We start from the raw sequence: 22,043 nt of genomic DNA on the forward strand, positions 1-22,043 counted from the left end.
GCGCGCATGACGATGCACAAGGCGCGGCGCATCCGCATGAGCATTCCGCGCGGCCGGCGGCGAACGCTGGCGGCGCAGTTCGCGCTGGTCGGCGGGGTCGTGATGGCGGCGGCGACGCTGGTGGCGGGCTTCTGGGTCTCGGAGCGCATCGAACATGGGGTGCTGCGCAACTCGGCCAACGCCACCGCGCACTACATGGAAAGCGTGATCTCGCCGCTCAGCCAGGAGCTGGCGCGCAGCGACCGGCTGTCCGAGGACTCGCGCCGCGCCCTGCGCCGCATCTTCGAGGAAACGCCGCTGGGCGCGCGGGTCGTCTCCTACAAGATCTGGAAGCCCGGCGGCCTTGTGGCCGACGCCAGCGACCCGGCGCTGATCGGCCGCCGCTTCGCGCCGACCGAGAACCTGCGCGAGGCATGGAAGGGCGAGGTGCGGGCCGATCTGCAAGAACTTCGCGACGACGAGGACGCCGGCGAGAAGGCCCTGAACATTCCGTTGCTCGAGATCTACTCGCCGATCCGCGAGGACTGGTCGGGCCGGATCATCGCCGTGGCCGAGTTCTACGAACGCAGCGAAAAGCTGGCCGCCGACCTGGCCGCCGCACGGCGCAACAGCTGGATCGCGGTCGGCGCCGCGATGCTGACCATCTTCGCCGCGCTGTTCGGCATCGTCGCGCGCGGCAGCCGCACCATCGAGCGCCAGCGCGCCGCGCTGACCATGCGCCTTGACGAGCTGGCCGCGCTGTCCGAGACCAATCGCGCCCTGCGCCGCCGCGTGCAGGAGGCGGCGGCGCGTTCGGCCGCCGCAGGCGAGCAGACCCTGCGCCGCATCGGCGCCGATCTGCATGACGGGCCGGCGCAGCTTCTGGCCTTCGCGGCGCTGCGCCTTGACGCCCTGCGCCGCGCCGCGCCCGCCGCGGCCGCCGACATCGACGCCATCGAAAGCGCCCTGCGCGAATCGATCCGCGAGCTGCGCGCCGTCTCGCGCGGTCTTTCGCGCCCCGAGGTCGAGCGCCTGAGCCCGTCCGAGATCGTCGAGGCCGCCGTCGAGGCGCACCGCATGCGCACGCGCGACGCGGTGCGGATCGACATCGCCGGCGACGAGGCGCCGGCGCTGTCCGCGGCGGCGCGGATCTGCATCTTCCGCTTCGTGCAGGAGGCGCTGAACAACGCGCACCGGCATGCGGGGAGCGAGGGTCTGCGCGTCGAGCTGCGCCAGTCGCCGACCGAGCTGCGCCTGCGCGTTCTCGACGCAGGCCCCGGGCCCGGAGCCGCCGCGCATGGTCGCGCGTCGACGGGGCTTGGCCTGGCGGGGCTGCGCGACCGCGTCGAATCGCTGGGCGGCGAGTTCTTCGTCCGCCCTCGCCCCCAGGGCGGAACCGAGGTCGCGATGATCCTTTGCGCAGGAGACGACCGATGAGCGCGATCCGCATCGTTCTGGCCGACGACCACCCCCTGTTCCGCGAAGGCGTCGCCAAGGCGCTGTCCGAGGACCCCGAGCTGGCCGTCGTCGGACAGGCCGAGGATGCCGACGGCGCCGTCCGGCTTGCCCGCAGCCTGTCGCCGGACCTGGTCCTTCTGGACGTCTCCATGCCCGGCGGCGGGCTGGCCGCCCTGCGGCGCGTGCGCGCGCTGCCCGACCCGCCCGCGGCGGCGATGCTGACCGTGTCCGAGGATGACGACGACATCCTCGACGCGCTGCGCGCCGGGGCCTCGGGCTACATCCTCAAGGGCGTCGGCGCCGCCGAGCTGATCGAAGCGGTCAAGGACATATGCGCCGGCCGCAGCTGGGTCTCGTCCGCCGTCGCGCGCCGCATCTCGGGCGAGATGGCGCGGCCCGCCGGCCCCTCGCCCGTCGATGCGCTGACCCGCCGCGAGGAGGACATCCTGCGTCTGGTCGCCCAGGGTCTGAGCAACCGCGAGGTCGGCGAGGCCCTGGGCCTGCAGGAAAAGACGGTCAAGCACTACATGACTTCAATTCTTCAGAAACTCCATGCGCGCAATCGCGTCGAGGCTGCCATGATGGCGCGCGAACGCTGGCCAGACGGCTGAGCGCCGATTCGCCGGACCAAGGTCCGTGTCGGACGGGCGGCGAATCGCAGATCCTGGGACGCAGGGGTCGAATGACCCGGCATCGCGACGAACACGGAGGAGAAAAGCATGGCAGGCGACGTCATCAAGGTCGAGATTTCCAACGACGAGATCGAGATCGTCTATGCCGACGGCTCGAAAGAGCAGATCGAGCGCGGGATCTTCACCAGCAAGGCGGGCGACGGCACGGTGCTCGAACGCCGCGCCGCGACGCAGGACGACGTGCTGCGCCTTCAGACTCTGGCCGACGGCGCGGACGCCTCGCTGATCGACGATCTGAGCGGCGACGACGACATCTCGGGAGACGACTCGCCCGATGACATCAACGGCCGCGACGGCGACGATCACATCGACGCCGGCGGCTCGGACGACATCGTGGACGGCGGGCGCGGCTCGGACGACATCTTCGGCCGCGACGGCGACGACGATCTGCGCGGCGGTCTCGGCGCCGATCGCGTCAGGGGTGGGCTGGGCGACGACATGATCGACGGCGGCGCCGAGTGCGACCGCCTGTTCGGCGGCGTCGGCCTTGACGACCTGCGCGGCGGCGACATGGACGACCTGCTTGACGGCGGCGCCGACGACGACCGCCTGCGCGGCGGCGACGGGAACGATGACGTGCGCGGCGGCGACGGCGACGACGACGTGCGCGGCGGCGCGGGCGACGACATGCTTGACGGCGGCCTTGGCAATGACGACCTGCGCGGCGGCGCCGGCGCGGACCAGGCCAGCGGCGGCGAGGGCGACGACGACATCCGCGGCGATGACGGAGACGACGTGCTTGACGGCGGCGCGGGCATGGACCGGCTCAAGGGCGGCAAGGGTTCGGACACGGCCCATGGCGGCGCGGACGATGACCGCGTGATCGGCGGCGGATCTGCAGACGACGTGTTCGGCGACGAGGGCGACGACGTGGTCAAGGGCGGCGGCGGCGACGACCAGGTTTCGGGCGGGCTTGGCGACGACCGCGTGCGCGGCGGGTCGGGCGACGACGTCATCGAAGGCGGCGCGGGCGCCGATCGCGCCTGGGGCGGCGGCGGCGCGGACGTGTTCGTGTTCGCTCCCGGCGACGGCGCCGACAAGATCCACGACTTCCAGGACGGCGTCGACCGCATCGACCTTTCTTCCTTCGACTTCTCGGCCGCGGCGGATCTGGAGCCGAGCATGACGCAGTTGGGCGACAGCGTCGTGATCGACCTGGGCGGCGGCGATTCGCTCACGCTGGAGCACATGACGCTGGCGCAGATCGACGACGGCGACTTCATCTTCTGACCTCTGCGCCCCGGTCCGCCCTCGCCGGCGGGCCGGGGTCCGCGCGTCTTGGGCGTGGAAACCCGCGCCGCGCGGCTCTATCAATGTGGCGACAGCCAGCTCATTGCGCAGGAGCCGCAGATGACCGACCTCCTCATTCGCAACGTTCGCATCGTGACCGGCGCAGGCGCCGACGCCGTGATCGAGGGCGGCGTCGCCGTCTCGGGCGGGATCATCGAGGCGGTGGGCAAGACCCCCGACCGCGCGCAGGAGGTGATCGACGGCCAGGGCATGATCCTGGCGCCCGGCCTGGTCAACACCCATTGCCACGCCGGCGACAGCCTGTTCCGCGGCCTGGTCGAGAACCTGCCCCTCGAGCCCTGGCTGCAAACGGTCTGGAAGGCCGAAGGCGCGATCCTGAACCCCGAGACCTGCCGGCTTGGCGCGCGCCTGGGCTTCGCCGAGCTGGCGCTCGGGGGCGTGACCTCGGTCATCGACATGTTCTGGTTCCCGGAGCAGACCGTTCAGGCCGCCGCCGAGGTGGGTCTGCGCGTCTCGTGCGGGGGGCTGTTCTTCGACCCGTCGGGCATGGACGGCAAGACCGCCGCGGACAGGCCGGACGACGCCCGCGCCTTCTTCGACCGGCACCCGCCGAGCGACTTCATGCGCCCCGGCGTGTTTCCCCACGGGGCCTACACCGTCGGCCCGGACAATCTGCGCCTTGCGGCCGAGCTGGCGCGCGAGCATGACGCGATCTTCTCGATCCACGCCTCCGAGACCGCTTTCGAGCGGCAGGACGTGCTGACCCGCCATGGCGCGACGCCCGTGCGGCTGCTGCACGAGCTGGGCGCCCTGGACGAGCGCGCGGTGCTGGCCCATTGCGTGCATCTCGACGACGAAGAGATCGCCATTCTGGCGCAAACCGGCGCGGCGGTGGCGCACAACCCGCTGTCGAATCTCAAGCTGGCCAGCGGCTTCGCCCGCATCCCCGACATGCTGGCCGCCGGCGTGCGCGTGACGCTGGGGACCGACGGCGCCATCTCGGGCAACGATCTGGACATGTGGCTGGCGATGCGCCTGGCCGCCACCATCCACAAGGCCGCCACCGGCCGCGCCGACGCGGTCTCGACGCATGAGGCGCTGCGCATGGCCACCCAGGCGGGCGCCGAGGCGATGGGGCTGGGCGACCGCATCGGCACGATCGAGGTGGGCAAGCAGGCCGACATGATCCTGATCGACGTCTCGGGCCCGCATGCGGCGCCGATGTTCGACCCGCTCACGCATCTTGTCTACTCGGCCGGCCGCGCGGATGTGCGCCACGTGTTCGTCGCCGGCGAGCAGATCGTGCGCGACCGCCGCTTGACCCGCATCGACATCGCGCCGACGCTCGAGGCGGTGCGCGCGCTTGCGCCGCGCATCCGCGCCGCCATCGCCTGACGCGCCACGGGAAGGACGCCGCATGACCGACGCCGAACGCACTCTTGACGCCGCGGCGGGACGCCTTGCCGAACTCGGCCCGATCGAGGCGGCGCTGATCCTGGGTTCGGGCCTGGGCGCGCTGGCCGATCAGGTCGAAGAGGCGCGCGCGCTGCCCTATGCCGAGCTGCCTGGCTTTCCCGTCTCGACGGCGCCGGGCCATGCCGGGCGCTTCGTCGTCGGGCGCCTGCACGGGCGGCGCGTGGCGCTGATGCAGGGCCGGCTGCACCTTTACGAAGGGTGGAGCGCGGCGCAGATCGCCCTGCCCGTGCGGCTCTTGCGCCGCATGGGCGCGCGCACGCTGGTCATCACCAACGCCGCCGGCGCGCTGAACCCCGATCTGAAGCCCGGCGCGCCGATGCTGATCGCCGACCATCTGAACTTCACCGGCTCCAATCCGCTGACCGGGCCGAATGACGAGCGCATCGGCCCCCGTTTTCCCGACATGAGCCGCGCCTATGATCCCGAGCTGCGCGCGCTGGCGCGCGCCGCGGCCGCCGAGGCCGGCGAGCCGCTGGCCGAGGGGGTCTATGCGGGCGTCGCGGGCCCTTCGCTCGAAACCTCGGCCGAGCGCCGCTTCCTGCGCATGGCCGGGGGCGACGCGGTGGGCATGTCGACCGTCGTCGAGGCGATCGCTGCCAATCACTGCGGCATGCGGGTGGCGGCGATCTCGGCCATCACCAACGCCGCCGACGGCGGCCCCGACCAGCAGCCGGACACCATCGAAGAGGTTCTGGCGAACGCCGCCGTCGCCGGCGAGAAGATCGGCCGCATCCTGGCCCGGCTGATCCCCGCATTGCCCTGAGGCGAGGAAGGAGCGCGAGATGCCTTTTCACGGAATGCACGGAATGGGGCTCTGGGGGCTGGCGCTCCTGGCGCTGGACATATGGGCGATCGTCTCGGTGATCGGCTCGAATGCGGGAACGGGGGCGAAGGTGGCCTGGGTGCTGGCGGTGCTGCTGCTGCCGCTTCTGGGCTTTCTGGCCTGGCTCCTGTTCGGCCCGCGCTCGGCGCGCTGAGGGGGCCGGCCGCCCGTTCGGGGCGGCCGGCGCCGAGGGTCAGTAGAGCGCCACGGGGTTGATGATCATCTGCACCGTGCCGCGGATGCGGGCCTGGCCCAGCACGAACATGAACTCGTTCACGCCCTCGCGCAGAAGCGGGCCGGTGTTCATGGTTTCCAGCAGATAGACGCCGTTTTCCTTCAGCGCGATCACATGGCCGTAGAAGGCCCCGTCGCCCGGCGCCGGCGGAATCGGCTCGACGCCCCAGGTGTCGGCGCCGATGGCCATGGGCTCGAGCGAGACCAGGTAGCGCATGCCCTCGACGCTCACGCCCGGCTCGCCGGACACCCAGGCCTTGGGGTCGGATTCGAGCATGGCCTCGGTCCAGCCCGTGTGGAACAGGATGATGTCGCCTTTGCGCAGCTCGACCCCCTGCGCCCTGGCGGCGGCCTTGATCTCTTCGGGGCCGAAGTGGTCGCCGGCCTCGAGATGCGGCTTGCCCGCCGCGGCGGCCATGTCCAGCACGACGCCGCGCCCGACCAGCGGCGGGATGTTGTGCGTGCCAAGCCGCTTGAGGCCCGTCAGCTCGGCGATGTCCTTCTCGTCGTTGCAGTTGTAATAGTAGCCCTTCTCGCCCAGATGGCCGAGGCCGTCGATCTGGCTTCCGATGCCCAGCCAGGTCTGGACCAGGTCGTCGTTGTAATTGCCCTCATAGCCGAACTGGGTCAGCTTCTTGCCGCCCTGCTGGCCGGGCTGCACCACCTCGAGCGACAGCGAGCGCGGCGGGAAGGCCGGGGTCGAGCTGTCGATCACGATGCCCAGCGGCAGCGACTTGCCCTGCTTGACCAGCTTCAGCGCGGCAAGCGTGTTCTCGGGCGTGACAAGGTTGGCCGAGCCGATCTCGTCTTCCGGGCCCCATTTCGAATGGACGCAATCGTCGGCGAGGGCCGCGCCCCCGGCCATGAGCGCGGCGGCTGCGATGCAGGCGGCGATGGATCTGCGCATGAGCGTCTTCCTTTCTGAAGGCGGGCCGCGCGCGGCGGCCGGCGAGAAAAAAGCGAAATGAAATTTCGCAAAATCATGGGCGCGACAAACCGCCGCGGTCAAGCGATTCGCGCCCCCGCCGCGCGCCCCGCCCGATTCGAAACGGCCGAGGGGCTTGCCCTTGGCCCCGCGCGCGTGTCTGTCTTGCCCAAAGGCGGAGGCGACAATGAACGAGATCGACGCGAAGGGCGTGTTCCTGGGCGGTGGCGGCAAGGACTACGCCCAGCCCCAGCATCTGCGGCTGGACAAGGCCAACCGGCACGGCCTGATCGCCGGCGCCACCGGCACGGGCAAGACGGTGACGTTGCAGATCATGGCCGAGGGGTTCTCGAGCGCCGGCGTGCCGGTGTTCCTGTCCGACGTGAAGGGCGATCTGAGCGGCCTGTGCCAGCCCGGATCGCCCGATCACAAGCTGCACGGCGCCTTCCTCGAGCGGGCGCGCAAGATCGGCTTCGACGATTTCGGCTATCAGGGCTTTCCCGTCGTCTTCTGGGACCTGTTCGGGCAAGAGGGGCACCCCGTGCGCGCCACGGTGTCCGAGATGGGGCCGCTTCTGCTCTCGCGCATGCTCGATCTGAACGAGACGCAGGAAGGCGTGATGAACATCGTCTTCCGGCTTGCCGACGAGGAAGGGCTGCTGCTGCTCGACTTCAAGGATCTGCGCGCCATGCTCACGCATGTCTCCGAGCGCGCGCGCGAGCTGTCGGCGCGCTACGGCAACGTCTCGGCGGCGTCGGTGGGGGCGATCCAGCGGCGGCTGCTGGTGCTCGAGAACCAGGGCGCGGCCCAGTTCTTCGGCGAGCCGGCGCTGCGCCTGTCGGACATGATCGCGCAGGATGGCGGCAAGGGGCGCATCAACGTGCTGGCGGCGCGGCGGCTGATGTCCTCGCCGCGGCTTTACGCGACCTTCCTTCTGTGGCTCCTGTCCGAGCTGTTCGAGGAGCTGCCCGAGGTCGGCGACCCGGAAAAGCCGGTCATGGCCTTCTTCTTCGACGAGGCGCACCTGCTGTTCGACGGCGCGCCCAAGGCGCTGGTGGACAAGGTCGAGCAGGTGGCGCGGCTGATTCGCTCGAAGGGGGTGGGGGTGTTCTTCATCACCCAGAACCCCGCCGACGTGCCGGACGACGTGCTGGGGCAGCTGGGCTCGCGCGTGCAGCATGCGCTGCGCGCCTACACGCCGCGCGACCAGAAGGCGCTGCGCGCCGCCGCGCAAACCTTCCGCCCCAATCCCGAGTTCGACGCCGAAGAGGTCATTCCCAATCTGGGCGTGGGCGAGGCGCTGGTGTCCACGCTGGACCGCAAGGGCAGGCCGGGCATCGTGCAGCGGACGCTGATCCGGCCGCCCTCGTCGCGTCTTGGTCCGGCCGAGCCCGCCGCGCTCGAGGCCGCGCGGCGCGCGTCGCCGGTGGCGGGTCTGTATGACCGGCCTCTCGACCGCCAGAGCGCCTACGAGATCCTGGCCGAGCGCGCCGAACGCGCCGCCGAAGAGGCCGAGAAGGCCCAAAAGGCCGACTCGGCCCCTCAGGCGCGCACGCGCAGCCGCGCCTCGCGTTCGGACAGCGTCGGCGAGGCCTTCGCCAAGTCGGTGGCGCGCAGCATCGGCACGCGCCTTGTGCGCGAGATCGTGCGGGGCGTGCTGGGCGGCATCTTTCGGGGCCGCTGACGCTCAGCCGTCGGGGTCCTGATCCGACAGGGTCAGCGGCGCGGGGGCGGCCAGGCGCAGATCCTCGACGCCGAGCGACGCCTGCGGGCGGGCCATGCGGTTGCGCGTGACCCAGATCAGGCGCTCTTCGGCGCGGGTGACGGCGACATAGGCAAGGCGCTTCCACAGCGGCATGCCCGCGTCGCTGCGTCCCGCGCGACAGGCCGCCCACAGGTCGGGCGCAAAGACCTGAACGCTTGGCCATTGCGAACCCTGGGCCTTGTGGATGGTCGCCGCCGCGCCATGCACGAAGGTCGCGCCCATGGCGGCCGCGGCGGGAATGAAGGGCTCTTCCTGATCGGGGCGTTCGATCCGAATGATCGAGGCGACGCTGATCTGCGGCTCTTCGGCGCCCAGGATATGCAGCTTTGCAAAGCCCTTGCGCCGCCCGGGGCCCAGATAGACGCATTGCGCGCCCTTCACCAGGCCGCGCGCCTCGAGGTCGATGCGCTTCTTGCGATGGCGCGCCGGCAGCTCGATGCCGTCGCAGATCAGCGGTTCGCCCGGCAAGAGCGCGTCCTCGGGCGCGCCATGCACCTTGCGGAAGGCGTCGATCAGGCGGATGCGCGTGGCGTTGCGCCAGACCAGCATGGGAGAGCGCGCCATCAACGTCGGATCTGCGCGCTCGGCGACGACAACGCGCGGGTCCTGACGCGCGGCGCGCTCGATCAGGCGCTCGAAATCCTCGAAGCCGATGTCGGGATCGGACAGCGCGTGCGCGATGTCGAGAATGGGGTTCCCGGCCGCCTGCCGGTGAATGCGCGACAGCTCGATCCGCCGATCCGGCCCCAGCGCGTCGAACACCATGGCCCCCGACTGTCCGACCGGCGCCAGCTGCGCCGGGTCGCCGAACAGCACGATCAGCCCGAAGATCTGGCGCAGATCCTCAAGCTGCTTGTCGTCCAGCATCGAGGCCTCGTCCACCAGCGCGATGTCCAGCGGATCGTCGCGCCGCGCCCAGCCGGTGATGAAGTCCGAGCCGCGCAGCCCTATGGCCGCCAGCGCGCCGGGTATGGACTTGTGCCGCTCGTAGCTGGCCCGCACGCGGTCGAGCTGTTCGTCCTCGATGTTCTCGACCTCGGGGCGTTCGCCCTCGCCGGCCAGCCATTCGGCGATCTTCTCGAACTGCGGGTCGTAGACCGGAGTGTAGATGATGCGGTGGATCGTGGTCGCCGGCACGCCCAGATTGCGCAGCACGCTGGCTGCCTTGTTGGTGGGCGCAAGCACGGCGAAGCTGCGCCGGTCCTTGTTGCGGCGCCCTTCCCAGTCGCCCGTCACAGGCTCGAGCCCGGCGGCGCTCAGCGCCTCGACCAGCAGCGACAAGAGACGCGTCTTGCCCGATCCCGCGCGGCCCAGAACGGCCATGACCTCGGCCGGTCCGTCGGCGCGCGCCATGGTCGCGCCGCCGCTCAGATCGACGCCATGACGGCGCAGCGCGGCGGCGACGGCCGCGAATGCGGCGGCCTGGTCGTCGGACAGCGCAAGGTCGCCTGGCGCTTGGCTTTGGGCGGGCGTGGTGGTCACGTCTGGCTCTGTCGCTTCGGGCCCCGCTTGGCCCGCCCAAGCCTTAGCCCGGATCGCGGCGCATGGAAACCGCCGCGCGCCGGGCGCCCGATCAGGCCGCGCGGGCCAGCGCCGGAATGGCCGCGTGCGGAACGATGGGCGGGATCGCGCCCAGGCGCAGCCCCTCGGGCGCGCGGTCCAGGATGTTCTGGCGCACCTGTTCCGAGATTTCCCACACGCCGACGATGATCTGGTCGCGCCCGGTTCCGCGCGCGCCGATGTCCTCGGCCGGCCAGCCCGCGTTGCGCCAGATGCGGCGCATGGGCGGATCGTAGCAGCCGATGTAGTGGGTCAGCCCGTAGCGCAGGCCCACTTCGATTCCGGCCAGCATCAGCGCCGTCGAGATGCGCCGCGCCGCCTGCATGCCGCCGCTGATGCGCGGCGAGACGACGAAGCGCGTGCTCTCCCAGATGAGCGGGCTTTCGATCGTGCCGCCGAGGATGTCCGAGAAATGATCGTTGATCATGCAGCCCGCCGTGGTCGGGGCCAGGCGACCGGATCCGCCATGCGTGCCGTCGGGCAGCTCGTAGATGCAGTAGAGCGGGTTGATGCGGTCGTATTCGTCGGTCTCCCACCCGTTCTCGTCGATGCGCAGATCCCAGGCGCGGCGGTCGCGGAACTGGGCCGCGCGGTCGCGGAACATGGAGTCGGCAAGGCGCGGAAAGGCAGGCAGATCGGAGCCGTAGACGAAACGGATCATGGGCGCACTCCTGTTGGGGGATGCGCCAAGGATTCCACAAAGAGGTAAATTTTCGCGGAATCACGAAATGATTAACAAATCGTGCATCAGACGCGAATTATTCCCGCCTTCACGCCCTTCGCAACCGCATGAAAGGTGTTGACCGCGCCCAGCTTGTTCCGCGCCGATTCCAGGTAAACCCGCAGCGTGTTTTCCGAGATTTGCAGCTTTTCGGCGATCTGCGCGCGCCGCACGCCTTGCGAAATCAGCGTCAGCACGTCGCGTTCGCGCGGCGACAGGGTCTTGGAGGGCAACCTCGTCTCGATGTTCAGCGAGGACATCGAATGGGTGTGGATGCTGTGCGCCAGAATCAGAAGCTCCTGGCTGATCTCCTGGATGAGCAGCGCCCATTCGCGTTCGGTGCAGGATTTCGAGACGTTGAACATCGCGAACTGCCCCATGGGGCCGTGCAGCGGAATCGAGTAGCCGTGATTCCCCACGCCGAACTCGGCGGCCTCGGCCAGAAGGCGGCGATTCGCTTGCCCGCTCCAGTCCAGGTGGCGCCACTCGACCGGCGCGAAGCCGCTTTGCATCGCGACCACGGTCGGATCGGTGTAGCGATAGCCGGCCTCTTCGTAACGCGCGTGCCAGTCCGGCGAGTAGGTCATGGCGCCGAACTCCTCGGCCGCCCGGTCGCCGCCCAGAGAAAGCGCGTAGTATATGGCGTTGTCCAGGTCGTAGAGCTTGCGCACCTTCACCAGCAGACGCCGGAGTCCTTCTTCCGTGACGGCTTGAGGAAGCTGATCGACGATCGTCTGGAGTTTCTCGCTCATGGCCTGCTCCGCTGCGCCGTGGATCTTCGGCGTCAGGGCGCAAGAAATCCCGCCCCGCACGCCGGGTGCGGGGTCAGGATAGATTAACCATCACTGAATTCAACTTCTAATTGCGCGTGCCTTCGCCGCCTCCGTCAGAGCGTCGCATCCAGGTTCAGGCGTGGGTTTCGCTCGGGGCGGAGTCCGATCCGCTCGAAGCGCGCTTCTTCAGCTCGACCGCGGCGACGACGATGGCGTCGTCGATCTGTTCGGCAAGGCTGATGTAGTAATTCCGCAGCGCGAACTGCCGAAGGTCGGCAAGGACGTCGATCATCCATTCGTTCTTCACCGGGCTTCTCCCATCGGTTGATCCCTGATGACCAAAGATTGCCCCGGCTGCGCGTCTGGCGCCATTCACCAAAACAAGCTCATCGAAAATGGTGAGGGGGGAGCGATCAAAAGGCTGAAAGACAAGGAAATTTTTCCGAGCGAATCGAAACGCCGTTAACTCGGCCTTCATCATCCCGGCAGGTTCCGGGCGATCGGGAAAAGCAAGGGCCGCACCGCGCATCGCGCGCGGCGCGGCCGCTTCCCCGGCCCGTCGGGGCGCTCATGCGGCGATGGCGAACTCCAGCTCTCGCGCGGCGGCGGCGATCTGCTCGTGCTCGGCGACGCGGCGCGCCATCTTGTCGCGAACCTCTTCGGTGCAGGGCCAGATGCCCGCGCAGATGCGCTTGCGGCCTTCGCCGGCGGCGCCCATCACGTCGGGCGCGAAATCCAGGCTGCGATAGACGCGCAGCATCGGCTCGTCGAACACCGCGACGTAGAACTCGACGCCGAAGCGAAGCCCCGCGTCGATGCCCGCGAGCAGCAGAGAGGTGGTGATGTGCATCGCCTCGCGCGCCGAGCGCACGCTGGGCGAGACGCAAAAGCGCGTGATCTCCCAGATCGTGGGCGAGCTGATGACTACGCCGTCGGTCAGGTGCGAGAAATGCTCGCCGATCATGGTGCGGCCGGTGGTGGGCATGAGCCGGCCCGAGCCGCCATGGCTGCCGTCTTCGCGTTCGTAGATGATGTAGAGCGGGCCGAGCGGGTCATACTGATCGCGCTCCCACCCGTTCTCGTCCACATGGACGTCCCATTTCATCCGGTCGCGGAATTGCCGGGCGCGGTCCTTGAACATCTCGTCGACCAGGCGGGGATGCTTGTCGAGTTCGTGGGCGTAAACATAGCGGATCATGGCACTCTCCTTGGGGAAGCTGGGGAGGCCATGATCGGCAATTAACCATGAATGTTAACTGAATGAAAGGTTAATTTTTCACGTTAAACTCTAAATGTTTATTATACCTGTTCTTACCGCTATTGAGACAGCATGAGGCATGTTCAGTCCGCCCAGCTTGTTGCGGGCGCTGTCCAAATAAACTCGCAGCGTATTTTCGGAGATTTTGAGCGATTCGGCGATCTGGCTTCTGCTCATGCCCGACGAAATCATCGCCAATGCATCGCGTTCCCTCGGCGAAAGAGCAGGAAGTCCTTTCTCTTCGTCGACCGAAAAAATCTCCAACACCTTCTGGTGCATGAAATTGGCCACAAGCAGCCAATCCGTGGCCGTTTCGGCCAGGTAGCGCTCCCAGACGGCGTCCGTGCATGTCTTGTTGATCGTCAGCACCGCGAACTGGCCGTTGGGGCCGCGAATGGGCACCGTGTAGCCCTGGTTGCCGACGCCCGCATCCACCGCCTCGAGGATCAGGTTGCGCCGCTTGCGCGGGCTCCAGTCCAGACGCTTCCAGTCGAGCGGGGTGAAGCTTTGCACCGCGCCGATGACCGTCGGGTCGACCTCCTTGTAGTTCTCCTCCAGATATCGTTGCGACCACTCGGCTCGATACGTGATCTCGCCGAACTCATACGCCCCTTGTCCGGGGTCGCCGCCGAAGGACATGACCACGTAGACGACATGATCCACGTCGTAGACGTCCCGAATGAGATCCGCGAAGCGACGCACGTCCTCCACGGTTCTGAACTCGGGAAGCCTTTCGATTATGGCGCGTATGCGCTCCGACATGGGTTCCGCCTGACACGTCTCGATGTCGCGGAGCATACTATCTGCGCCGCGCTCAAGCCATGTCCGGCGACCTGAACGCCGGATGAGCGGCCCGCTCCACCGCCGGTGGAGCCGGGCGCGAGGACACGCCAGTCAGGCCCTCCCTGCGACGGCGCCAGGGGATGACCGATGGACCGGCCACGCAACACGCACCACAATGCGGCCGTTTCAAACGCTTACGCGCGGCCACCCCCTGAACGCACGCCGGCGGCCAGCTCCCGGGCGCCGCAATCCGCCGCGTTTGGGGTGCGCGGAAGATCGCCGCAAGCCGTGCGACCGCCCTCGATGCAGGCGAATCGCGCAGCCTCTTCGCCGCCTTGAGGCGAAAGGCCCGGCTTTCCGGGGCCGGATCAGGGTCTGGGGCGCACTCGCCCCTGGCCCGAATCCGACGCCGCCTTTACGCTCGCTACGCTTGTCGTCACTCGCTTACGCCACGCTACGTTCAGAAGAATAGGTTAATCTGGAAGGCGAAACATTCCTCGGAAATCGCGAGGCCGGGCCGTCTAAGCCTCGGAAGACGTTGCGTCAAGTTGTCAATTGCGGCAAAAGAAGGGCGGAGGGCCGCCTTGTTTCGACCCTCCGCCGGCAGTGTTCGTCAGGGTGATTCGCCCGTGGCGAATCAGTTCCGCGAAGCCGCGAGCGCGTCCTCGAAGGTGCGCAGCCTCGTGCGCGGCGCGCTGACCAGCACCGCCATGTTCCCCGGCTTGTGCTCGTTGCGCATCATCTTCATGTGCGCCTTGGGAATGTCGCTCCAGGGGAAGACCTCGGACATGCACGGGTCCAGACGCCGCTCCAGCATCAGCTGGTTGGCCTGGCTGGCCTGCTTGAGGTTGGCGAAGTGGCTGCCCTGGATGCGCTTCTGGTGCATCCAGACGTAGCGCGCGTCCATGGTCAGGTTGTAGCCGGTCGTGCCGGCGCAGATCACCACCATGCCGCCCCGCTTGACCACGAAGGTCGAGACGGGGAACGTCGCCTCGCCAGGGTGCTCGAACACGATGTCGACGTTGTTGCCCTTGCCGGTGATCTCCCAGATCGCCTTGCCGAAGCGGCGGGCCTCGTCGAACCAGGCCTTGTATTCGGGCGTGCCGACCTTGGGCAGCTGGCCCCAGCAGTTGAAGTCCTTGCGGTTGATGACGCCCTTGGCGCCCAGCCCCATGACGAAGTCGCGCTTGTCTTCGTCCGAGATGACGCCGATGGCGTTCGCGCCGGCCGTGTTGATCAGCTGGATCGCGTAGGAGCCGAGGCCGCCCGAGGCGCCCCAAACCAGCACGTTCTGCCCGGGCTTGAGCGTGTGCGGGCGGTGGCCGAACAGCATCCGGTAGGCGGTGGCCAGGGTCAGGGTGTAGCAGGCCGATTCTTCCCAGGTCAGGTGCTGCGGCCGCTTCATCAGCTGCTGCGCCTGCACGCGGGTGAACTGCGCGAACGAGCCGTCGGGCGTCTCGTAGCCCCAGATGCGCTGGCTGGGCGAGAACATCGGATCGCCGCCGTTGCACTCCTCGTCGTCGCCGTCGTCCTGGTTGCAGTGGATCACGACCTCGTCGCCGACCTTCCAGCGCTTGACCTTGTCGCCGACCTTCCAGACGATCCCCGACGCGTCCGAGCCGGCGATGTGGTATTCGGCCTTGTGCACGTCGAAGGGCGAGATCGGCACTCCCAGCCCCGCCCAGACGCCATTGTAGTTGACGCCGGCGGCCATGACGAAGACCAGCACCTCGTGGCTGTCGATCTCGGGAACGTCCACGACCTCGAGCTGCATGGACTTCTCGGGCTCGCCATGGCGCTCGCGCCGGATGGTCCAGGCATACATCTTCTTGGGCACATGGCCCAGGGGCGGAATTTCGCCGATTTCGTAAAGGTCCTTGATCGGCGCCTCGTATTCGATCGGGGCGGCGGGGGTGTCGAGGGGGGCCATGAGGGTCTCCTTCCATGTTGCGGCGCGGTCGGCCGATGCGGCCGTGCGCAACAATCGTGCTAATTTCGTCTGGCTTGAGGAATGACATTGCTCGGGCGGCCTTGCAAGCGTTTTGTGCGCTGCGGTAACGAGCAACTTAATTCCCATGGGCGACACGGTGGCGACAGAATGTTTCAATCGCTTTGCGCTGCGTTGCAAAATACCTTATAGCCTGAGGCAAGGCGGGCGGCGCGAATCGCGGCCCGCGCAACGCATGCCCGCGCCCGCGCGCGCGAGCCGCCGACGAGGAGCCGCCCATGACCGAGACCCGCCGCGACCGCCCCTGGCTTTTCCGCACCTATGCCGGCCATTCCACCGCGCAGGCGTCCAACGCGCTTTACCGCTCCAACCTGGCCAAGGGGCAGACCGGCCTTTCGGTCGCCTTCGACCTGCCGACCCAGACCGGCTATGACAGCGACCACCCCCTTGCGCGCGGCGAGGTGGGCAAGGTCGGCGTGCCGGTCTCGCATCTGGGGGACATGCGCGCGCTGTTCGACGGCATCCCGCTCGAGCAGATGAACACCTCGATGACCATCAACGCCACCGCCGCCTGGCTGCTGGCGCTGTATATCGCCGCGGCCGAGGAGCAGGGCGCCGACATCCGCAAGCTTCAGGGCACGGTGCAGAACGACATCATCAAGGAATACCTCTCGCGCGGGACCTATGTGTTCCCGCCGCAGCCCTCGCTGCGGCTGATCGGCGACATCGCCGCCTACACCTATCGCGAGGTTCCCAGGTGGAACCCGATGAACGTCTGCTCGTATCACCTGCAAGAGGCCGGGGCCACGCCCGAGCAGGAGCTGGCCTATGCGCTGGCCACCGCCATCGCGGTGCTCGACACGGTCAAGGCGCAGGGTGCCGTGCCCGAGCAGGATTTCCCGACCGTGGTCGGGCGCATCTCGTTCTTCGTCAATGCGGGCATCCGCTTCGTGACCGAGATGTGCAAGATGCGCGCCTTCGTCGATCTGTGGGACGAGATCTGCCGCGACCGCTACGGCGTCGAGGATCCCAAGCTGCGCCGCTTCCGCTACGGCGTGCAGGTCAACAGCCTGGGCCTGACCGAGCAGCAGCCCGAGAACAACGTCTACCGCATCCTCATCGAGATGCTGGCCGTCACGCTGTCGAAGAAGGCGCGGGCGCGCGCCGTGCAGCTGCCCGCCTGGAACGAGGCGCTGGGTCTGCCGCGGCCCTGGGATCAGCAGTGGTCGCTGCGCATGCAGCAGATCATGGCCTACGAGACCGATCTGCTCGAATATGACGACCTCTTCGACGGCAACCCCGCCGTCGAGCGCGAGGTGGCCGAGCTGAAGGAGGCCGCGCGCGCCGAGCTTGCCCGCATCGAGGAGATGGGCGGCGCCGTTCAGGCGATCGACTACATGAAGTCCCGCCTGGTCGAGGCCAACACCGCCCGCCTTGCGCGCATCGAGCGCGGCGAGACCGTGGTGGTCGGCGTCAACCGCTTCACCGAGACCGAGCCCAGCCCCCTGACCGCCGGCGACGGCGACATCCTGGTCGTCGATCCGGCCGTCGAGCAGGAGCAGATCGCGCGCCTCAACGCCTGGCGCGCCGCCCGCGACCCCGCCGCCGTCGAGGCCGCCCTGGCCGCGTTGAAAGAGGCCGCCCGCTCGGGCGCCAACATCATGCCGCCCTCGATCGCGGCGGCCAAGGCGGGCGTCACCACCGGCGAGTGGGGCGCCGCCATGCGCGAGGTGTTCGGCGAATACCGCGCTCCGACCGGCGTCGCCAAGGCCGCCTCGGTCGACGCCGCGGGTCTTGAAGAGGTGCGCGCCGCGGTCGAGGAGGTGTCCGCCCGGCTGGGCCGCAGGCTCAAGTTCCTGGTCGGCAAGCCGGGGCTCGACGGCCATTCGAACGGCGCCGAGCAGATCGCCGTGCGCGCGCGCGACTGCGGCATGGAGGTCGTCTACGAGGGCATCCGCCTGACGCCGGCGCAGATCGTGAACGCCGCGCTCGAGGAATCGGCGCATGTGGTCGGCCTGTCGATCCTGTCGGGCTCGCATCTGCCGCTGGTCAAGGAGGTGATCGACCGCATGAAGGCGGCCGGCCTTGACGACGTGCCCGTCGTGGTCGGCGGCATCATTCCCGAGGCCGACGCCGAAGAGCTGCGCGCCTACGGGGTGGCGCGGGTCTACACGCCCAAGGATTTCGAGCTGAACCGCATCATGTCCGACATCGTCGACCTGGTCGCCGCCGAAAGCCGCGAGGCGGCCTGACGCGCCGCCCTCAGGGCTTCGAATCGCGGCTGAAAAGGTAGATCGCCAGCGCGACGGTCAGCGTGGCGGCGTAATAGGCGAAGATGGCGTGAAAGGCGGCCGCCGGGTCGGCCGGATCGGCCGCCGCTTCGGCGATCCGCCCGGTCGCGAACTGCCCCAGCCCGACGCCGCCGATGCTGAAGAAGTTCATCACCGTCACGCCGCGCCCGGTCAGATGCGCGGGGAAGAAGCTGCGCGCATGGGCCATGAGCGCGGCATAGGACGCGCCGAAAAAGCCGATCGCCGTCATCAGCGCCGTGGCCGTCTGCGGCGCGACGCCCATGGCCAGAACCGCCACGCAGGCCGCGCCGATGGCGTTCGCGCTCAGGTTCAACCACTTGCGCGTGCCCAGCAGCCTGTCGGCCGAACCGATCAGCACGCTGCCCGCCACCATGCCAAGCGCCATCCACGTCATCGCCTCGCCGATGCCGATCGCGTCCATGCCGTGGACCTCGGACAGGTAGGGGCCGGCCCACAGCCCGCGGATGCCCGCCGACGAGGCGTAGTTGAACACCGCCAGCGGCAGCAGCGGCCACAGAACGCGCATCCGCAGCACCGCAAGCACCCCGCCCAGCGCGCTGTCGCCCTCGGCGGCGATGCGCTCGGGATCGCGGATGGCGGTCAACGCGATCGCGGCCAGAAGCGCCGCCATCGCCGCAAGACCCAGCATCACCCCGCGCCAGCCGAAGGCCTCGGCCGCATGGGCCAGCGGCCCCGCGCCAAGCACGTTGCCCAGCGACCCGAAGCCGATCATCAGCCCCGACAGCGTGGCGAAGCGCGCCGGCGCATGGCGGCGGGCGAAGATGAACATGCCGGCCATCAGCACCGGCGCGCAGCCGACGCCGATCAGCGCCATGGCCGCGATCAGCGCGCCCGCGCTCTGCGCCGAGGCGAACAGCAGCGAGCCCCCCGCCGCGCCGACCAGCATCAGCCAGCCCACGGTGCGCCGCGGGCCGATCCGGTCCAGCGCCACGCCGATCGGAAACTGCGCCAGCGCAAAGGCCATGAACCACGCCCCGGCCGCGTCCGACAGCTGCACCGCGCTCAGGCCCAGATCCGCCGTCAGCCCCGGCGACAGCACCGCCAGAAACGAGCGGAAGAACTGGCTCAGCACATAGGCGGCGAACAGCGCTGCGACGTCCATCTGACAAGGCTCCCTTATGGATCGCCCCGGTTTCGCCCGCGCGCCCCCTTGCGTCAATCGCCGATCCGCGCCACCACATGGAAAACCTGCCAAGGAGCGCCCCCATGACCCGCCCGCCCCTGACCAACATGCAGACCCGCGACGTAGAGGCCCTGCTCCATCCCTACACCAATCCGGCGACGCTGCGCGCCGAGGGGCCGTTCATCGTCTCGCGCGCCGAGGGGCTGCATGTCTTCGACGCCGAGGGCCGGCGCTATCTCGAAGGCATGTCGGGGCTGTGGTGCTGCGGGCTGGGCTTCGGCGACGCCGAGCTGATCGAAACCGCGCGCGAACAGCTGGGCCGCCTGCCCTATTACCACCTCTTCGCCGGGCGCAGCCACGAACCCGCCATCGAGCTGGCCGAGCGCATCAAGGAGCTGGCCCCCGGCGCGGCGCGCGTCTTCTACCAGTCCAGCGGCTCCGAGGCGAACGAGACGCAGATCAAGCTCGTCTGGTATTTCAACAACGCCCGGGGCAAGCCGCAGAAGAAAAAGATCATCAGCCGCGCGAAGGCCTACCACGGGGTGACGATCGTCTCGGCCTCGCTGACCGGCCTGCCCTACAACCATCGCGATTTCGACCTGCCGGTGGACCGCATCTTGCACACCGCGACGCCGCACGCCTGGCGCGGGGCCGAGCCGGGCGAAGACGAACGCGCCTACGCGGCCCGCCTTGCGCGCGAGCTGGACGCGTTGATCGAGCGCGAAGGCCCCGACACCGTCGCCGCCTTCATCGCCGAGCCCGTGATGGGCGCCGGCGGCGTCATCGTCCCGCCCGAGGGCTATTTCGAGGAAATCTCGGCCGTGCTGGCCCGCCACGACGTCCTGCTCATCGCCGACGAGGTGATCTGCGGCTTCGGGCGCACGGGCCAGTGGTTCGGACACCAGACGCTGGGCTTCAAGCCCAACGCCATTTCGATGGCCAAGCAGCTGACCGCGGGCTACGCGCCCCTGTCGGCGGTGGCGATCGACGCCGAAATGGCCGCCGCCGTCGAGGACAACGCCTCGCGCATCGGCGTGTTCGGGCATGGCTTCACCTATGGCGGCCATCCGCTGGGCTGCGCCGTGGGCGCCAAGGCGCTCGAGATCTACCAGCGGCGCGACATCCCCGGCCATGTGCGCAGGATCGCGCCGCTGTTCCAGGCGCGGCTGCGCGCGTTGGCCGATCATCCGCTGGTGGGCGAGGCGCGCGGCCTCGGGCTGCTGGGCGCCCTCGAGCTGGCGCCCGACAAGTCGGGCCGCGCCGCCTTCGAGCCCGCCGGCAAGGTCGGCGCGCGCATGGCGGCCGAGCTGCAGGCGCGCGGCGTGATCCTGCGCGCCATGGGCGACGTGATCGGCTTCTGCCCGCCCATGATCATCGACGAGGACGGCATCGAAGAGCTGTTCGCCCCCATTCCCGACGCGCTCGACGCCACGCTCGCATGGGCGCGCGCCGAGGGGCTGATGCGATGACCGCCGGCGTCATCTACAAGATCCTGCGCGCCGAGGAATGGGCGCGCCTCGAGGCCGAGGGCGCGTTCGAGGGCGCGCCCGTCGATCTGGCCGACGGATACATCCATTTCTCGACCGCCGCCCAGGCGCCCGAGACGGCGCGCAAGCACTTCGCCGGCGCCCAGGGTCTTGTCCTTGCGGCGTGCGATGCGGCGGCGCTGGGCGAGGCCCTCAGATGGGAGCCGGCGCGCGGCGGCGATCTGTTCCCGCATCTCTACGCCCCCTTGCCGCGCGCGGCGGTGATATGGGCGCGGCCCCTGCCCCTCGGGCCGGACGGCGCGCACCGTTTTCCGCCCGAATTCCCCGCCCCCGAGCGCGCCGAAGGCGAGGCCGGCGCGTCATGATGCGCGCCGTCGAGCGCGCCGGGCTGGCGGCGCTGCGCCTGCTCGATCCCGAGACCGCCCATGCGCTGGCGCTGCGCGCGCTGGCGGCGGGGCTTGCGCCCGCGCCGGGGCCGATTTCGTCGCCGCGGCTGGCGGGGCGGGCGATGGGGCTGGAGTTCCCCAATCCCGTCGGCATCGCCGCCGGCTTCGACAAGAACGCCCAGGCGGTGGACGCGGCGTTGAGGCTGGGCGTCGGCTTCGTCGAGATCGGCGCCGTCACGCCGCGGCCCCAGCCCGGCAATCCGCGCCCGCGCCTGTTTCGCCTGCCCCAGGACCGGGCGGCGATCAACCGCTTCGGCTTCAACAATGACGGCATGGAGGCCATAGCCCGCCGGCTCGAGCGCGCGCGCCGCGACGGAGTCGTGGGCGTGAATCTGGGCGCCAACAAGGATTCGCCCGACCGCGCGGCCGATTACGCGGCCGTTCTGCGCCGCTTCGCCGGGCTGGCCGATTTCTTCACCGTGAACGTCTCTTCTCCCAACACCGAGCGTCTGCGCGACCTGCAGGGCGCGGCCGCGCTCGACCGGCTTCTGGCCCTGTGTCAGGAGGCCCGCGACGCCGCCGCTCCCGGCAAGCCGGTTCTGGTCAAGATCGCGCCCGATCTGTCCGGCGACGAGCTGGCCGCCATCGCCCAGGTGGCGATGCGCCGGGGAATCGACGCAATCGTGGCCACCAACACCACCCTTTCGCGCGAGGGGCTGCGCAGCCCGCACGCGGCGCAGGCTGGCGGGCTGTCGGGCGCGCCGCTCTTCGCCCGCTCGACCGAGACGCTGCGCGCGCTGGCGCGGCTGACGCAGGGGCGCGTCACGCTGGTCGGGGTGGGGGGCGTGTTCTCGGGGCGCGACGCCTATGCCAAGATCCGCGCCGGAGCGCGGCTGGTGCAGCTCTACACCGCCCTCGTCTACGAGGGGCCGAGACTTGCGGCGCGCATCGTGCGCGAGCTGGACGAGCTGCTGGTCCGGGACGGCTTTTCGCATGTCGATCAGGCCGTCGGCGCCGACCTCTGAGCCGGTCAGGGCGCCGCACAACGACGCAATCTCGCCCGGCGGC

General features: G+C 69.2%; 20 protein-coding genes. 11 read left to right on the forward strand and 9 right to left on the reverse strand.

The window, feature by feature from the left end:
• Positions 1-6: 6 nt before the first annotated feature.
• From BMW67_RS08100 to BMW67_RS08125, 6 genes are all read left to right on the forward strand, one after another.
• On the forward strand, positions 7-1,416 hold the full coding sequence (locus tag BMW67_RS08100; protein ID WP_245728491.1) for a sensor histidine kinase: 1,410 nt from the start codon (positions 7-9) through the stop codon (positions 1,414-1,416).
• Positions 1,413-2,048 carry a response regulator gene (locus BMW67_RS08105; protein WP_072747038.1) on the forward strand — a complete coding sequence of 212 codons (636 nt, stop codon included), beginning with the start codon at positions 1,413-1,415 and terminating at the stop codon, positions 2,046-2,048. The genes BMW67_RS08100 and BMW67_RS08105 overlap by 4 nt, the downstream gene beginning before the upstream one ends.
• Positions 2,049-2,156: 108 nt before the next feature.
• Complete coding sequence (locus BMW67_RS08110; RefSeq protein WP_083581240.1) at positions 2,157-3,359, forward strand: calcium-binding protein; 1,203 nt, start codon at positions 2,157-2,159, stop codon at positions 3,357-3,359.
• A gap of 120 nt (positions 3,360-3,479) precedes the next feature.
• Positions 3,480-4,775: an amidohydrolase family protein gene (locus BMW67_RS08115; protein WP_072747039.1), complete on the forward strand. Its 1,296-nt coding sequence runs from the start codon at positions 3,480-3,482 to the stop codon at positions 4,773-4,775.
• 22 nt (positions 4,776-4,797) lie between these two features.
• The gene (locus BMW67_RS08120) at positions 4,798-5,619 is read left to right on the forward strand and encodes a purine-nucleoside phosphorylase (RefSeq protein ID WP_072747040.1); all 822 of its coding nucleotides are present in this window, start codon (positions 4,798-4,800) and stop codon (positions 5,617-5,619) included.
• A gap of 19 nt (positions 5,620-5,638) precedes the next feature.
• Entirely contained in the window at positions 5,639-5,833 is a 195-nt protein-coding gene (locus tag BMW67_RS08125; RefSeq protein WP_245728492.1) for a PLDc N-terminal domain-containing protein, read from the forward strand.
• A 39-nt stretch (positions 5,834-5,872) separates the two neighbouring features.
• On the opposite strand, the gene BMW67_RS08130 is transcribed toward BMW67_RS08125, so the two are convergent.
• Entirely contained in the window at positions 5,873-6,820 is a 948-nt protein-coding gene (locus BMW67_RS08130) for a cyclase family protein (RefSeq protein ID WP_072747042.1), read from the reverse strand.
• A 205-nt stretch (positions 6,821-7,025) separates the two neighbouring features.
• Here BMW67_RS08130 and BMW67_RS08135 point away from each other — a divergent pair, with 205 nt between their 5' ends.
• Positions 7,026-8,522: a helicase HerA-like domain-containing protein gene (locus tag BMW67_RS08135; protein ID WP_072747043.1), complete on the forward strand. Its 1,497-nt coding sequence runs from the start codon at positions 7,026-7,028 to the stop codon at positions 8,520-8,522.
• A gap of 3 nt (positions 8,523-8,525) precedes the next feature.
• Here the strand turns inward: BMW67_RS08135 and BMW67_RS08140 are convergent, their stop codons facing one another.
• The 7 genes from BMW67_RS08140 to ccrA all read right to left on the reverse strand — a co-directional run bounded on the left by BMW67_RS08140 (position 8,526) and on the right by ccrA (position 15,628).
• Positions 8,526-10,085: an ATP-dependent DNA helicase gene (locus tag BMW67_RS08140; RefSeq protein WP_072747044.1), complete on the reverse strand. Its 1,560-nt coding sequence runs from the start codon at positions 10,083-10,085 to the stop codon at positions 8,526-8,528.
• 91 nt (positions 10,086-10,176) lie between these two features.
• Positions 10,177-10,824 carry an acyl-homoserine-lactone synthase gene (locus BMW67_RS08145; RefSeq protein WP_072747045.1) on the reverse strand — a complete coding sequence of 216 codons (648 nt, stop codon included), beginning with the start codon at positions 10,822-10,824 and terminating at the stop codon, positions 10,177-10,179.
• A gap of 86 nt (positions 10,825-10,910) precedes the next feature.
• The gene (locus BMW67_RS08150) at positions 10,911-11,636 is read right to left on the reverse strand and encodes a helix-turn-helix transcriptional regulator (protein ID WP_072747046.1); all 726 of its coding nucleotides are present in this window, start codon (positions 11,634-11,636) and stop codon (positions 10,911-10,913) included.
• A gap of 154 nt (positions 11,637-11,790) precedes the next feature.
• Entirely contained in the window at positions 11,791-12,138 is a 348-nt protein-coding gene (locus BMW67_RS15440; protein WP_125459005.1) for a hypothetical protein, read from the reverse strand.
• 87 nt (positions 12,139-12,225) lie between these two features.
• A complete protein-coding gene (locus BMW67_RS08155) occupies positions 12,226-12,855 on the reverse strand; it encodes an acyl-homoserine-lactone synthase (protein WP_072747047.1) in 630 nt (209 codons plus the stop codon).
• Between the two features lie 90 nt (positions 12,856-12,945).
• Positions 12,946-13,677, reverse strand: coding sequence for a helix-turn-helix transcriptional regulator (locus tag BMW67_RS08160; protein ID WP_072747199.1), 732 nt, complete (start codon positions 13,675-13,677; stop codon positions 12,946-12,948).
• Positions 13,678-14,335: 658 nt separating this feature from the next.
• Complete coding sequence (gene ccrA, locus BMW67_RS08165) at positions 14,336-15,628, reverse strand: crotonyl-CoA carboxylase/reductase (protein ID WP_072747048.1); 1,293 nt, start codon at positions 15,626-15,628, stop codon at positions 14,336-14,338.
• A 296-nt stretch (positions 15,629-15,924) separates the two neighbouring features.
• Here ccrA and BMW67_RS08170 point away from each other — a divergent pair, with 296 nt between their 5' ends.
• A complete protein-coding gene (locus BMW67_RS08170; RefSeq protein ID WP_072747049.1) occupies positions 15,925-17,898 on the forward strand; it encodes a protein meaA in 1,974 nt (657 codons plus the stop codon).
• Positions 17,899-17,908: 10 nt separating this feature from the next.
• Here the strand turns inward: BMW67_RS08170 and BMW67_RS08175 are convergent, their stop codons facing one another.
• Positions 17,909-19,081, reverse strand: a complete 1,173-nt coding sequence (locus tag BMW67_RS08175; RefSeq protein ID WP_072747050.1) for an MFS transporter — start codon at positions 19,079-19,081, stop codon at positions 17,909-17,911.
• Positions 19,082-19,185: 104 nt separating this feature from the next.
• On the opposite strand from BMW67_RS08175, the gene BMW67_RS08180 reads away from it, so the two are divergent.
• From BMW67_RS08180 to BMW67_RS08190, 3 genes are read left to right on the forward strand one after another with little or no spacing between them, the layout of a single operon-like run.
• Positions 19,186-20,571: an aminotransferase gene (locus BMW67_RS08180; protein WP_072747051.1), complete on the forward strand. Its 1,386-nt coding sequence runs from the start codon at positions 19,186-19,188 to the stop codon at positions 20,569-20,571.
• The gene (locus tag BMW67_RS08185) at positions 20,568-20,954 is read left to right on the forward strand and encodes a DUF952 domain-containing protein (RefSeq protein WP_072747052.1); all 387 of its coding nucleotides are present in this window, start codon (positions 20,568-20,570) and stop codon (positions 20,952-20,954) included. The genes BMW67_RS08180 and BMW67_RS08185 overlap by 4 nt, the downstream gene beginning before the upstream one ends.
• Complete coding sequence (locus tag BMW67_RS08190) at positions 20,954-22,000, forward strand: quinone-dependent dihydroorotate dehydrogenase (protein ID WP_072747200.1); 1,047 nt, start codon at positions 20,954-20,956, stop codon at positions 21,998-22,000. Before BMW67_RS08185 ends, BMW67_RS08190 begins: the two co-directional genes overlap by 1 nt.
• Positions 22,001-22,043 lie beyond the last annotated feature (43 nt).

Origin of the sequence: Oceanicella actignis (genome assembly GCF_900111545.1) — a bacterium.
Taxonomy (GTDB): domain Bacteria; phylum Pseudomonadota; class Alphaproteobacteria; order Rhodobacterales; family Rhodobacteraceae; genus Oceanicella; species Oceanicella actignis.